Origin of the sequence: Salinivibrio sp. ML198, from assembly GCF_001996015.1 — a bacterium.
GTDB classification, from domain to species: domain Bacteria; phylum Pseudomonadota; class Gammaproteobacteria; order Enterobacterales; family Vibrionaceae; genus Salinivibrio; species Salinivibrio siamensis.
This window is the reverse complement of the sequence record NZ_MUEZ01000014.1, coordinates 31784-46215: the sequence shown is the minus strand read 5'-3', so window position 1 is coordinate 46215 and position 14432 is coordinate 31784. Positions and strand designations below refer to the sequence as shown.

Sequence of the window (14432 nt, the reverse complement as noted above, 5' to 3'; positions counted from 1 at the left end):
CGTCTGTTTAACACATCTAAACGATTTTAATGAGCGAATATCAAGATAAAACGACCTGGCAGACGTTTAAGCAGCTGTGGCCCTACATTGCCAACTATAAAGTAGGGCTCATTGTTGCCATTATCGCCTTGGTGATTAATGCCGCCAGTGACACCCTGATGCTCTCAATGCTGAAGCCGTTGCTTGATCAAGGCTTTACCTATGATGATGTCAAAGGCGATTTCCTCAAATGGATGCCTGTCTATTTGGTCGCACTCATGGTGATACGTGGCTTGTCGAGCTTTGTGTCCGCTTATTGCTTATCTTGGGTGTCGGGTCATGTGGTGATGACCATGCGCCGCCGGATGTTCAATCACTTTATGAAAATGCCCGTCAGCTTTTTTGACCAAGAGTCGTCCGGGGCACTGCTTTCTCGGATTACGTATGACTCAGAACAAGTGGCGTCAGCGACCAGTAGCGCGTTGGTCAGTTTGGTGCGCGAAGGGGCATCCATCATCGGTTTGATGGCGTTGATGTTTTGGTCAAGCTGGCAGCTCTCCGCTATTCTTCTGGTGATTGCGCCGGTGGTCGCGATTTCTATCCGCATCGTCTCTAAGCGCTTCCGTCGCATTTCTTCCAATATGCAAGATGCAATGGGGTCGGTGACTAGCTCCGCCGAGCAAATGCTCAAAGGGCACAAAGTGGTGCTTAGTTACGGTGGACAAGACGTTGAAAAGACACGTTTTGAGAAAGTCAGTAATCGTATGCGTCAGCAGACCATGAAGCTGGTGTCCGCACAAGCGATTGCCAACCCAGTGATCCAGTTGATTGCGTCAATGGCATTGGTGGTGGTGTTGATTTTGGCCAACACAGAGGCGATTCGCTCTGAGCTAACTGCAGGTACCTTTGCGGTGGTGTTTGGTGCCATGTTTGGTCTGATGCGCCCACTTAAATCCTTGACCAACGTGACCTCTCAGTTCCAACGCGGGATGGCGGCTTGCCACAGTTTATTTAATCTGATGGAGCTGGAGACCGAAAAAGACACCGGGACACACGCGGTGGAGCAAGTGAGTGGCGACATTAAGGTTGAGGATGTGGTCTTCACCTATCCCACTCGAGATGCGCCGGCCCTCAACCATGTGAGCTTTGAATTGCCAGCAGGGCAGACGCTGGCCTTGGTTGGGCGTTCAGGGTCAGGAAAAAGCACCATTGCTAACCTGTTAACCCGTTTTTATGAACTAGACAGTGGTGTGATTACGCTCGATGGCGTACCGATTGAGGACTATACCCTAGGTAATTTGCGTCAGCATGTCGCGGTGGTGTCGCAAAACGTTCATCTGTTTAATGACACGGTCGCGAATAACATCGCGTATGCCGCAGAAGACAAATATAGCCGTGAGCAAGTCGAGCACGCCGCGAAACTTGCTTATGCCGATGATTTTATCCGCGGGCTCGATCATGGCTATGACACCATGATTGGTGAAAACGGCGTCAGCCTGTCTGGCGGACAACGCCAACGTTTAGCCATCGCACGTGCCTTGTTACGTAATGCGCCCGTCTTGATCCTGGATGAGGCAACGTCGGCACTGGATACAGAGTCGGAGCGCGCTATTCAGGCGGCGCTGGATGAATTGCAAAAAAACCGTACCGTGTTGGTGATCGCCCATCGTCTGTCGACCATTGAAGATGCCGATCAAATTTTGGTTGTGGATGAAGGTGAGATTGTCGAACGAGGCAGTCATCAAGCGCTTCTTGAACGTGAGGGGGCCTATGCGCAGCTTCACCGTATTCAGTTTGGTGACTGAGCATGCTAGAGCAACTGTGGTTTGGTCATCAACGCCCGCTATGGTCGGTATTATTAAGACCGTTTAGTGCGTTGTTTGGCATGATAGCGCGCCATCGTCGGCGTCAATATCTGCGCGGCAAAACGCAGCGCTATTCGGCGCCAGTGCCGGTTATCGTGGTGGGGAACATCATGATTGGCGGCAATGGCAAAACCCCGTTTGTGATTTGGTTGGTGGAACAACTAAAAGCGAATGGTTACCGTCCAGGGGTGGTGTCACGCGGGTATGGCGGTAAATCTGAGCACTATCCACTCTTACTCAGCCAAACCACGCCACCGCGCACGGCGGGGGATGAGCCGGTTTTGATAGCACGTCGCACCCAAGTTCCTGTCTGTGTCGACCCCAACCGCAGCGAGGCGGTTAAACGTATCCTGCAAGAAGGTGTCGATATCGTGATCACAGATGATGGTCTCCAGCACTACCAGCTTGAAAGAGACATAGAGATCGTGATCATTGATGGCCAGCGCCGGTTTGGTAACGGTCATTATCTACCTTTGGGGCCGTTGCGCGAATCACTCGATAGGCTTGAGAGCGTCGATATGTTGGTCACTAACGGTGGGACACCACAAGGGCAAGAGTGGGGGATGCATCTGGTGCCTGGCTTGGCCGTTAACCTACGTACGGGACAACGCTGTCAAGCCTCAATGCTACCGCAAGTGGTGGCAGTCGCCGGGATTGGCCATCCACCACGCTTTTTTAATACCTTGCAGCAAATGGGCGTAACACCCGTTCACAGCCAAGGAATTAATGATCATCAAACCCTCAACGCCGACGAGCTGGACAGGTTGAGCAAGAAGGGGCAACATTTGCTGATGACAGAAAAAGATGCGGTAAAATACCAAGGGATCGCACAAGATAACTGGTGGTATTTACCGGTAGAGGCACGGCTGCCTGACGAGGTAGCTCAGGCCGTATTCACCAAGATAGAACGTTTGCGAACAAACGCGAATAAAAAATAAAGGAACGCTATGGATCACCGCCTGCTTGAAATTGTGGCCTGCCCATCATGCCAGGGCAAACTCTATTATCAACGCGATAACAATGAGTTAGTTTGTAAGTTTGATCGTGTTGCCTATCCGATCATTGATGGTATTCCCGTGCTGCTTGAATCAGAAGCTCGCGATATGTCATTGGAAGAGGTCCAGGGATGAGCCCGTTTTATGTGGTGATCCCGGCGCGGTTTGGCTCGAGCCGCTTGCCGGGTAAACCGTTGGCTGATATTGCTGGCAAGCCGATGATCCAACACGTTTATGAGCGCGCCCAAGCGGCCGGTGCCAGTCAGGTGATTGTCGCAACGGACGATCAACGTATTGAAGCGGCGGTACGGGCGTTTGGCGGTGAGGTGTGTTTAACACGTGCCGACCATGAGTCTGGCACTGAGCGCTTAGCCGAAGTGGTTGAACGCTATGGCTTTGCTGAAGATGACATTATCGTTAATGTACAAGGCGATGAGCCGTTGATCCCCTCTGCGGTGATTGGTCAAGTGGCGGAGAACCTCAGTCAGAATGACCAGGCACCGATGGCCACCTTGGCAGTTGCAATTGATGACAAAGAGCAAGTATTTAATCCCAACGTGGTCAAGGTAGTGACGGATCATAAAGGGTTTGCCTTGTACTTCAGCCGCGCCACCATCCCTTGGGATCGCACCCATTTCGAGGCTGACTCTCCCGACATCCCACAAGCATTGTTGCGGCACATTGGTATTTATGGTTATCGAGCGGGATTTATTAGCCGTTACATTCACTGGACACCGAGTCCGTTGGAGAAGATTGAATCGTTAGAGCAGCTGCGCGTATTGTGGCATGGCGAGAAAATCCATGTGGCGGTTGCCACACAGACGCCCCCACATGGCGTCGATACCCAAGCAGACTTAGAGGCAGTGCGTGCTTATTTAGCCGTAGATAGCAACGCATAGGCGCGGTTTTACGTCTACTGGGAATGGTAATAACAAAGCCGCGAATCAATCGCGGCTTTTTTGGTGGGTGATGTGCTGTGGGGACCTTAATTGGCCGGCTGAGCGATAAAATCACGGAGACGTTGCCACGCTTGTCCCAATCGCTCGTGCCAATAGCGTTCGAACTGCTCGAGGTATTGCGCACGTGGGCCGTATTTTATCCATGGCTGCTTAATTTGCTTTTGCGCCATGAAGTTAGTGGGAGCCGGGATGGGATCGAGTCCAGCGCTTTGAAACTCGTAGACGGCACGATCCATATGTGCCGCGGATGTGACGAGCACTAGGTTACTACTGCCAACCACCGATGCGGCTTGGTAGGCTTCCTCCCATGTATCCTTGGCGGTTTCAAGCAACAGGATACTGTTTTTATTGACACCCAACGCCATTGCGACGCGTGCCAACATACGCGCATGGCTGACTTCATAACCATGGTCATAGCCCGACAAAATTAGCTTGGAGGTGGGGTACATTCGGTGAATACGGATGCCTTCTGCGAGGCGCATTAACGCCGCACGAGAAAGCTCTGAGGTTGGGGGTATGGCGTCATCTACGACATGACTGTTGCCCAGTACCATTACAAAGTCTACCGGCTTTTCCGTGGGGAGAAACGCGGTGTATTGACGCTCAAGTGGACGAAGGAGTCCAGAGGCGACCGGTTGAAACGAAGTGAGAAAAATCCCAGCAAACGCAACGAAGATAACAAAAGATGCCAGCCTTTTACGCTGAGAGAACCAAAGCAGGCATAGCCCGAAAAGACCCAACAATAACAGCGCGGGCAAGGGCATTATCAAGGTTGAGATAAGTTTTTTTAATTCAAACATGCAATGTCGCCCGAAATATAGTCAAACGAGGCACAAATAATGCCATAAACCTTTATTAACGTAAGGCTTGTGACAGAATATGCCTTTCTACCACTCAATGATAACGAATGCCATTGTGACTGAGGATAAAAATTTCGACGACATTGCCCACAAATTTGTTAAAAACATTTATGGATCGGGCAAAGGCGAAATCCGCCAAGCGGTCGTTTGGCAGGACATCGAGCAGATCCTGCACTGTTTTCCGCCTGAGCAGACCCTGCATATTTTAGATGCCGGTGGTGGGGTTGCCCCTATGTCTCGGCACTTGGCGGCGCGCGGTCACAGGGTCACTTTATGTGATCTTTCTTCGCAAATGCTCGACTTAGCCCGTCAGGAGATTGAACAACAGGGCTTACTTGCGCAGTATCAGCTGGTTCATTCGTCGGTGCAGACGATTGGCGACCATTTGAGTGATCCGCCGGATGTGATTTTATTTCATGCGGTACTGGAGTGGACCGCGGAGCCGGAGCAGGTGTTGAAAGACTTGCTTAAGCAACTGCGCCCGGGGGGGATCGCATCGGTGATGTTCTATAACCAAACCGGGTTGCTCTTTAAGAACCTCGTGTGCGGTAACCTCACGCATGTTGAGGAAGGTATGCCGCATCGTAAGCGGTTTAAGCTTCAGCCACCTAAAGGCTTGCAACCAGAGAGCGTGTATCGATGGATGCAAGACAGTGACATTATCCTCAAAGGTAAAACAGGCGTACGCACCTTTCACGATTATATGCGTGATACCAATATTGGTGATTTTACCTTTGAGCAGGTCATGGCGTTGGAGCAACAGCTTTGCCGCCAAGAGCCATTTGTGTCTCTGGGGCGATATATCCATGTATGGGGACAGCACAGTGCCCCAAGCAATCAAGATAAAAACAAGGACAACGGATGAGTGATCAGGCTCAGTCTTCCCAGTCGTGGACAGACGACGCTCAGACAGTACCTGAGTTGGTCAGTTGGGTAAAACAAAGTGACTTAGGGTTAAACCTGCCGCCAGAGCGCTTGGCATTCTTGCTGGCAATGGCGGTGATGAGTCAAGAGCGGTTGGAGGACGAACTGAGCGAGCATGAGCTCGTGGATGTCTTTCGACTGGTCAGTGAGCAGTTTGTTAGCGGTGAAGGTGCCACGCTTGGCAATGTCGCTTTTCGCGCCAACAATGCGATCAACGAAATGGTGCAAGCACGGTTGCTAAGCCGGTTTACCAGTGAAATGACCGATGGTGATAGCATTTACCGCCTCACGCCATTGGCGCTAGGTATTGCGGACTATTACGCCCGTCATCGTGAATACTCAACGCTAAAGCTGTCGGTACAACTGTCTATGGTGGCTGACGAAATCGCTAAGGCGCGCCGTGCGGCGGAAGAAGATGGGGATGCGACCTTTTGGCGTCATAACGTCTATGGTGTGTTGAAGTACTCGGTCGCCGAGATTTTTGACCGCATCGATCTTAATCAGCGCGTGATGGATGAGCAGCAACAACAGGTAAAAGAAGATATTGCTGCGCTCCTCACCCAGGACTGGCAAGCCGCAATCGCTAACTGTGAATACTTGCTCAACGAAACCTCGAGTACCTTGCAAGAGTTACAAGAAACGCTGCAGGCCGCGGGGGATGAGCTTCAGAGTCAGCTGCTTGAGATTCAAGAAGTGGTGCGGGGGCGTGATGATCTTGAGTTCGTCGATCGCATGGTATACAGCTTGCAAATGAAGCTGGATCGTATCGTGAACTGGGGACAGCAAGCGATCGACCTATGGATAGGTTACGACCGCCATGTGCATAAATTTATTCGCACCGCGATTGATATGGATAAAAACCGTGCATTCAGCCAGCGTTTACGTCAGTCGGTATCGGACTACTTTGACGCGCCATGGTTTTTAACGTATGCCGATGCTGAGCGACTGCGTGATACGCGAGATGAAGCCTTGGTGTTACGTGACGATGAAGTCACCGGAGAAATGCCAGAAGAGGTGGCGTTCGAACAATTAAGTGTGGTTGACGATGGCCTTTCACAGAAAGTGTCACAGATGCTCAACCGCCATCGAGAAACCGGACAAGCGATCGACTTAGGTCGTGTCCTGAAAGATTACTTAGCCGAGCACCCACAAGCTCGCCATTTTGATCTCGCGCGCTTAGTGATTAACCAAGCGGTCCGCATGGGCTACTCCCAATCTGATCTTAACGCGATTCAGCCTGATTGGCAGGCGATTAACGACTTCGGAGCTAAGGTACAAGCGAATGTCATCGATAAATACTGAACAGCCAATGCCAGAAGGGCTGGCCAAAGCCATTGCTAACCCTTTGTTCCCGGCGTTGGACAGTGCACTGCGTGCTGGCCGCCATATTGCCAGCGACGATCTGGATAACCACGCCTTGCTGATGGAATTTGAGCAAGAGCTGAATATTTTTTACCAGCGTTATAACGCTGAATTGGTCCGCGCGCCAGAGGGCTTTTTCTATCTTCGTCCTCGCTCAACCAGTTTAATTAGGCGTAGCGTGCTATCTGAACTGGATATGCTGGTTGGCAAAGTCCTTTGTTTTCTGTACTTAAGCCCAGAGCGCTTGGCCCAAGAGGGGATCTTTACCACCCAAGAGCTTTTTGATGAGCTATTAGCGTTGGCTGACGAGAAGAAACTGATGAAGTTGGTCACGCATCGCGCAACAGGCTCAGATCTTGACCGTGAGAAGCTTTTCGACAAAGTGAAAACCTCGCTGCGACGTTTGCGTCGTCTCGGGATGATCTTACCCATTGGTGAGGGAAGTAAATTCCGTGTCAGTGAAGCAACGTTCCGTTTTGGTGCCGATGTACGAAGCGGTGACGATCCACAAGAAGCCCAATTGCGTCTGATTCGTGACGGGGAAGCCGTGGTGCATAGCCAAGCGCACATTCAATCAAGCTTGCTCGATGAGCACTCGGATGAAGACGCAGACAATGCCGATACAGAGACAACAGAGGAGCCGACAGTATGAGCCAGCGCGGTAAGTATCACTCACTCACCATGGTGAACTGGAACGGCTTTTTTGCACGAACCTTTGATATTGATTCCCTCGTCACCACCTTATCAGGCGGGAACGGCGCGGGTAAGTCGACCACCATGGCGGCGTTTATCACCTCGTTGATCCCTGACCAAACCCTGTTGCATTTCCGTAACACCACAGAGGCAGGCAGCTCAAGTGCTTCTCGTGATAAGGGGTTGCACGGTAAATTGCAGCCAGGTGCCTGCTATGCCGCCTTGGATGTAGTGAATTCACGCCAACAGCGGGTGCTGTTTGGTGTGCGCCTTCAACAAGTGGCAGGGCGTGATAAGAAGGTGGATATCAAGCCGTTCGTTTTACAAGGCTTGCCTTCTTCTGTGGCCCCAACCGATGTCTTGGTCGAGACCTTAAATAACGGTCAAGCGCGTGTACGCCAGCTGAACGAGGTAAAAGAGGCGGCGAGCGCCTATGAAACCGCGCACTTTAAAGCTTTTAACTCGGTCACCGACTATCACGCGCAAATGTTTGAATTTGGCGTGCTACCGAAAAAGCTGCGCACCCAGCAAGATAGAGGCAAGTTTTATCGATTAATTGAAGCGTCACTCTACGGCGGCATTTCTAGCGCAATCACCAAGTCGTTGCGCGAGTATTTGTTGCCACAAAATGGTGGTGTGAAAAAAGCCTTCCAAGACATGGAAGTGGCGCTGAAAGAAAACCGTATGACGCTTGAGGCGATTAAGCTGACGCAGCGCGATCGTGACTTGTTTAAGCATTTGATCACGGAAGCGACCCATTATGTGGCCTCGGACTACATGCGTCATGCCAATGAGCGCCGAAGCAAGCTGGAACAAGCGCTGTCGTTGCGGGCGGAGCTGAACGCCGCACAACAGACATTGCAGCAAAAGCAGCAGCATGCGGAAACCATGCGCGCAGAATTAGCCGAGCTGGAAGCCGGGCAAGATCATCTCGAGCAAGATCACCAAGCGGCGGCCGATCATCTGCAGTTGGTGCAATCGGCGATGCGCCAACAAGAAAAAATTGAGCGTTATGAGGAAGATTTGCTCGAGTTGTCGGAGCGACTCGAAGAGCAAATCATGGTGGTGGAAGAGGCCACAGAGCAGCTTGCTGACGCCGAATTGCGCGCGGCGCAGAGTGAAGAGGAAGTGGATAGTCTGAAGACTCAGCTTGCCGACTACCAACAAGCGCTCAACACGCAACAAACGCGCTCCCTGCAGTACCAACAAGCCCTTAATGCCTTGGAGACGGCCCGTCGCCTCACTGACGATGAGACCCTCAGTGCAGACGAGGCCACGACACGCTTACACGCGTTGAAAACGCAAGAGTCAGAACAAACGGATCGGGTTTTGTCCCTCAAACACAAACGCGATCTTGCTTCGGCCACGGCCAATCAGTTTGAACAGGGCTTACGTCTTTTGCACCGTCTTGATCCATCCGTGCACCGTGCTGAGGCTGGCAAGGCCGCCAAGCGTTGGGTTGAACAGGGTAGAGAGCGTCGTTATCTGGCCGATAGCCTGACGCAGCGCCAGTATGAACAGCGCGAATTGAGCCAACGGGCTGAGCAGTATCAGCACGCGAGCCAGTTAGTGTCGGAGTATCAGACGTTAACGGGCGAAACGCTGGCTAACAGTGAAGCGGTCGAGCAAGCCGTGGCGCTGCAGCAAGCGCGACGTGAGGCGCTGCAAGAGGAAAAAGACACCCAAGCCGAACAACTGCGTGAGCTCGCGCGGACACAGGACGCGGTGGACGCACAAATCCAAGATCTTGAGCTCAAAGCACCGACTTGGTTTGCGGCCAATGACGCCTTGACCAAACTGGAAAGCCAAACTGAAAAAAGCTTGGTGGACAGTCAAGCGGTCATGGAGGCGATGCATGCGACGCATGAGGCGGTACGCACGCGCACGCAGCACCAAGATCAGCTGGGCAAACAAAAAGCAGACATTGAACAAGCGATTGAGCAATTGGCGCAGCCTGGTGGCAGCGACGATGCACAATTGCAAGGTCTCGCCGATACCCTTGGTGGCACCTTACTCTCTGAAATTTATGATGATATTACCCTAGATGACGCCCCTTACTTCAGCGCACTCTATGGCCCGGCGCGGCATGCCATCGTGGTGCCCGATCTCAAAGGCGTAAAGGATAAGCTCACGGATTTGGACGCTTGCCCTGATGACTTATACATCATTGAGGGGGATGCCGATGCGTTTGATGATAGCGTGTTTGATGCACAAGAGCTGTCGGGTGCCGTGTGTGTACATCTAAACGATCGGCAAATGCGTTATTCTCGCTTCCCGGCCACGCCACTGTTTGGTCGTGCTGCGCGTGAGCACCGCCTTGAGCAGCTACGTGAACAACGGGAGGCCTTGGTTGAAGAGCACGCCAAAGCGTCCTTTGATGTACAAAAGTGGCAACGCCTGTCACACGCATTTAGCCAATTTATTGCCGAGCATCTCACGGTGGCGTTTGAGCCCGATCCTGAGCAGGCGATCGCCGCTTGCCGCGAAAAACGCGCACAGACTCAGCGAGCGATAAACGATGCCAAGCAAGTGTTGGCACAACACGAGGCGGAGGTGGCGCGTTGTCAGCAAGCGCTACAAATCCTCGATAAGCTTCGCTACTGTGCCGAGGCGCTCACAGAGGATAATCTTGAGGCACGCTTGCAAGCGGCTATGGCGCGCGTAGAGACGGCGAAAGAGGCACAAGGCTTTATCCAGCAACATGGAGAAACCTTAGCGGCATTGGAAACCAGCCTGGCAACACTCGACAGTGACCCTGAGCAATTTGATAAGCTGGAGCAAGCCTACCAAGAGGCGGATAACGCCTTGCAGGCGATTAAGCAGCAAGTGTTTGCTGTTGCCGATTTAGCGGAGCGTCGTCCGCATTTTGCCTATCAAGATGCGTCAGATATGCTGACGCAAAGCAGTGAGCTTAACGAACAGCTTAAAGCCAAACTGAAAGATGCCGAGCAGGTGCGCCAACGTGAACGTGAATCGCTCAAGCAAATTCAGTCGCAGACGAGTCAATATCACCAGGTGCTTGCCTCACTCAAAAGTGCCCATCAGTCTAAGCAAGAGACGCTGAACGAGTTTAAGCGAGAGCTCGGTGAGTTAGGTGTGCAAGCGGATGAAGACGCCTTAATGCGCGCACAAAGCCGCCGTGATGCCTTGTACGAGCAAATGCATCAGGCCCGGCAGCGTCACAGTGAACTCTCGCGTGGCATTACGTCACTGGACATGGAAACCAAGTCGCTCACCAAGGAGTTGCGTAAACTGCTCAAGCAGTACCAAGCGCTTCGTCAGTTTGTGGTCAACGCCAAAGCGGGTTGGTGCAGTGTCCTGCGTATTGCGCGCGATAACGGGGTGGAAAAACAACTGCATCGTCGAGAAATGGCGTACATGTCAGCTGACGAGCTTCGCTCTTTGTCGGATAAATCCTTGGGGGCATTGCGCCTTGCGGTCGCTGACAATGAAACCTTGCGTGATGCCTTGCGTGCGTCGGAGGATGTCGGACGGCCTGAGCGTAAAGTCTTATTCTATGTGGCTGTGTATCAGCATTTGCGCGAGCGTATCCGTCACGACATTATTCGCACCGATGATCCGGTCGAAGCGATTGAGGAAATGGAAGTCGAGCTGGCAAGGCTCACTGAAGAGCTCACGCAGCGTGAACAACGTCTGGCGATCAGCTCCGAGTCGGTAGCCAACATTATTCGCAAGACCATTCAGCGCGAGCAAAACCGGATCCGTATGCTCAACCAAGGGCTACAGAACGTGGGCTTTGGTCAAGTGCAAGGCGTGCGCCTCAATGTGTCTATCCGTGAAACCCATGCACAGTTGCTGATGGGCTTGGCTGAACATGCTGACCAGCACCAAGATTTATTCGGCAATCCAAATCTCACGTTTTCAGAAGCGATGGCCAAGTTGTTCCAACGTTTGAACCCGCATATTGAAATGGGACAACGTGCCCCGCAGACACTGGGCGAAGAGCTATTGGACTACCGTAACTATCTGGACTTGGGCATTGAAGTCAACCGTGGAACGGATGGTTGGCTGAAAGCGGAATCCGGCGCGTTGTCGACCGGTGAAGCGATTGGTACCGGCCAAGCAATCTTGCTGATGGTGATCCAAAGCTGGGAAGAGGAGTCACGCCGACTGCGTGGCAAAGATGTGATCCCATGTCGCTTACTTTTCCTTGATGAGGCGGCCCGTCTGGATGCCAAATCGATCTCGACCTTGTTTGAGTTGTGTCATCGTTTAGATATGCAGCTGTTGATTGCGGCACCAGAAAACATCAGCCCAGAGCAAGGCACGACGTATAAACTGGTCCGTAAAATCTTCAATGACCGCGAGCACGTTCATGTTGTGGGCTTGCGCGGGTTTGGTGAAGAGAAGCGTCGGGAGCTAGAGCGTGAGCCGGTGATGGAATAATCGTCAGACAAGGCGAAAACGAAGGGGTCGACCTTGAGGCCGACCCCTTTGGGTTTTAGTCGGTTTTAAAGTGACTGATCCGCGCTTCCAGGGTACGGGCATGTTCACGTAAGTGATTGACGGTTTGTTCAGTGTTGCGCGTACGCTCTGAAACATGATCCGCCGATTGTGCCATCGTGTTGACATTTTGGCTGATTTCATCGGTCACCTGCGTTTGCTGGTTGGCTGCGGTGGCAATTTGCATGTTCATCTCGTTGATTTGCTCAATCATGGTTTTGATTTGCCCCAGCTTGTCGTTGTTTTCGTGACAATGCTCAACGCTTTGGGTCACCGCGTCATTGGCTTGGGTCATCCCATCGGCGGCACCGCGCGTCTCCTGTTGCAAGGCGTCGACCTTGGCACGAATTTCCTCCGTAGAGGATTGGGTTCGTGTCGCCAAAGAGCGCACTTCGTCAGCGACCACAGCAAATCCGCGTCCTTGCTCACCAGCACGGGCCGCCTCAATCGCCGCATTGAGGGCTAACAAATTGGTTTGCTCGGCAATTTCTTGAATCACATCCAACACCGACCCAATGGACTCACTCTCGTGTGATAGCTTCTCCATCGAGCGGGTGGCTTTGTCCATATGATCTTTGAGTGTTTGCATTTGGCTGACCAAGGCTTCGCCTTTTTGGCTGCCTTCATTGGCGGTTTGGGTAATCGTGTCAGACGCTTCAGAGGCATTGCTCGCATGCTCTGATACTTCGCTGATGGAGGCGGCCATCTGTGTGGCAGCGGTAGCGACCTGGTTCGAGCTTTTGGCTTGCTCGTCCACTTGCCCACGTACAGCCACTACGTCATCACTGATATCGTTGGCTGATGACAACAAGGTTTTTGACGCGTCGTGTGTTTTTTGAATCACGTCTCGGAAGCTTTGGAACATTTCGTTGAGGCTGTCAGCCAACGTAGAGAGCTCATCTTTACTGGTATGGTGCAACGTGATCGTCAAATCTTTACTATCTGCCACCTGTTTGATATTGGTGGCGAGTTTTAAGATAGGCGCGCCAATGCTTTTACCCAACCAATACGCTGCTAGTGCGGCGAGACTGCCTAGCAGCACTGCCGTAAACGCGGTCACAACGCCGATGTCTGTGCGTAATTTGGTAATGGCTGTAAAGACTTCATCGGTGTCTTGCTGACTGATCACCGCCCATGTCACCCCGTAGACGTCAATGGGCGAATAAGAAGCCAGTACCTCAGTATTACGATAGCTCGTTTGCGTGACAAACCCTTGCTCTCCCCGTAGCGCTCTTTTTACCGCAGGGTTATCGAGGGGTTGGTTACCAGCGGCGGAGTTTTGATAATCAATGCGGTGAATGGTATCGGCATTAAGCCCTTGGCTTTCTAGTGCACTGAGGTAGGCGTCTTTATCATCACTCAACAGACGTGGCTGCGTGCGTAATAGGTTATCGGGACCAACTAATAATATTTCACCACTGGTGCCCATCCCTGACTCTGCCCATTGACCATTATTACTAATGAGCTCACTGATACGATCGATCGGCATTTGAAATATCAACGCCCCGATCTGCTGACCATTTTTATAAACTGGACTCGAGATAAATGAAGCTGGACTGTCGTAGGAGGGATAGTAAGGGCGAAAGTCTATAAAGCCCAGCTCACCCTGAGGCGCTTTGCGTACCGCTTTATAGGCATCAGCCAAGCCACTGGTTGAATACGGGCCGGTTAACAGGTTGGTCGCGTAATCCAGCTCTTTGTAAACGCTATAGACAATATTGCCCTGATTATCGACCAGGAAAATATCGTAGTAGCCGAAGGTCTTTAAATAATGCTGAAAGTTGGGATGAAAGACGCTGTGGATCTCACTGTAGACACTGCCGTCGTTGGCTTTCGCCATGGCATCTTTACTTCCTAATGGATGGGGGTTGCCGCTGATATACGCGTGTTGCAGCCGTTTAGCTACATCAGGTAACTGATTGTACCTTCCCATTACGTCGGTGGATGTATCGTTAATCTCTTGATAGGTCGCGCCGAATTGATTGCGATAATAACTGGCCAGTTGGCTCTCTTGGCTAGGGGAGTTGGCAGTGTCTGCGGCGATGGTGTTAAACGCTTGTGCCAATTGTGCCAGTGCATCTTCTGTCATGGTGGAGTCTGACAGCGTATTAATTTGATCACCAATGAACTTGAAGTAATTACTTATTTCCGACTTTTTCGACGCTTTCACCGCCGTTAGTTGCGATTTTACTTTCTTATCAAGTGCTTGTGATGATAAGCCGATGGTTCTAAACGCTAAGATAGCCGCAATAGTTAAAACACAGGTTAATGATGCCGCAACGATTGCGAGCGTGATCTTATTACTGATTCTCATCGTGACACTCCTTCCTA

The 14432-nt window shown here is 51.8% G+C and carries 10 protein-coding genes; 8 read left to right on the top strand and 2 right to left on the bottom strand.

Going from position 1 to position 14432, the window contains the following annotated elements:
- Window positions 1-29 precede the first annotated feature (29 nt).
- From msbA to kdsB, 4 genes are read left to right on the top strand one after another with little or no spacing between them, the layout of a single operon-like run.
- On the top strand, window positions 30-1784 hold the full coding sequence (gene msbA, locus BZG25_RS11055; protein WP_046073142.1) for a lipid A ABC transporter ATP-binding protein/permease MsbA: 1755 nt from the start codon (window positions 30-32) through the stop codon (window positions 1782-1784).
- Between the two features lie 2 nt (window positions 1785-1786).
- Window positions 1787-2782 carry a tetraacyldisaccharide 4'-kinase gene (lpxK, locus tag BZG25_RS11050; RefSeq protein ID WP_077639069.1) on the top strand — a complete coding sequence of 332 codons (996 nt, stop codon included), beginning with the start codon at window positions 1787-1789 and terminating at the stop codon, window positions 2780-2782.
- Window positions 2783-2791: 9 nt separating this feature from the next.
- On the top strand, window positions 2792-2974 hold the full coding sequence (locus BZG25_RS11045; protein WP_046073143.1) for a Trm112 family protein: 183 nt from the start codon (window positions 2792-2794) through the stop codon (window positions 2972-2974).
- Window positions 2971-3738, top strand: a complete 768-nt coding sequence (kdsB, locus tag BZG25_RS11040) for a 3-deoxy-manno-octulosonate cytidylyltransferase (protein WP_046073144.1) — start codon at window positions 2971-2973, stop codon at window positions 3736-3738. The genes BZG25_RS11045 and kdsB overlap by 4 nt, the downstream gene beginning before the upstream one ends.
- 86 nt (window positions 3739-3824) lie before the next feature.
- Here the strand turns inward: kdsB and elyC are convergent, their stop codons facing one another.
- On the bottom strand, window positions 3825-4598 hold the full coding sequence (gene elyC / locus BZG25_RS11035; protein ID WP_046073145.1) for an envelope biogenesis factor ElyC: 774 nt from the start codon (window positions 4596-4598) through the stop codon (window positions 3825-3827).
- 115 nt (window positions 4599-4713) lie between these two features.
- Between elyC and cmoM the strand changes: the two genes are divergently transcribed.
- Genes cmoM through mukB form a run of 4 tightly spaced genes read left to right on the top strand, consistent with a single transcriptional unit; the run spans window position 4714 to window position 12044 of the window.
- Entirely contained in the window at window positions 4714-5523 is an 810-nt protein-coding gene (gene cmoM / locus BZG25_RS11030) for a tRNA uridine 5-oxyacetic acid(34) methyltransferase CmoM (protein ID WP_046073796.1), read from the top strand.
- Window positions 5520-6884 (top strand): chromosome partition protein MukF, encoded by a 1365-nt coding sequence (mukF, locus tag BZG25_RS11025; protein WP_046073146.1) that lies wholly within the window; start codon window positions 5520-5522, stop codon window positions 6882-6884. The genes cmoM and mukF overlap by 4 nt, the downstream gene beginning before the upstream one ends.
- Window positions 6865-7596, top strand: coding sequence for a chromosome partition protein MukE (gene mukE / locus BZG25_RS11020; RefSeq protein ID WP_046073147.1), 732 nt, complete (start codon window positions 6865-6867; stop codon window positions 7594-7596). Before mukF ends, mukE begins: the two co-directional genes overlap by 20 nt.
- Window positions 7593-12044, top strand: coding sequence for a chromosome partition protein MukB (gene mukB, locus BZG25_RS11015; protein ID WP_077639068.1), 4452 nt, complete (start codon window positions 7593-7595; stop codon window positions 12042-12044). Before mukE ends, mukB begins: the two co-directional genes overlap by 4 nt.
- A 55-nt stretch (window positions 12045-12099) precedes the next feature.
- Here the strand turns inward: mukB and BZG25_RS11010 are convergent, their stop codons facing one another.
- Window positions 12100-14415 (bottom strand): methyl-accepting chemotaxis protein, encoded by a 2316-nt coding sequence (locus tag BZG25_RS11010; protein ID WP_046073149.1) that lies wholly within the window; start codon window positions 14413-14415, stop codon window positions 12100-12102.
- Between the last annotated feature and the right edge of the window lie 17 nt (window positions 14416-14432).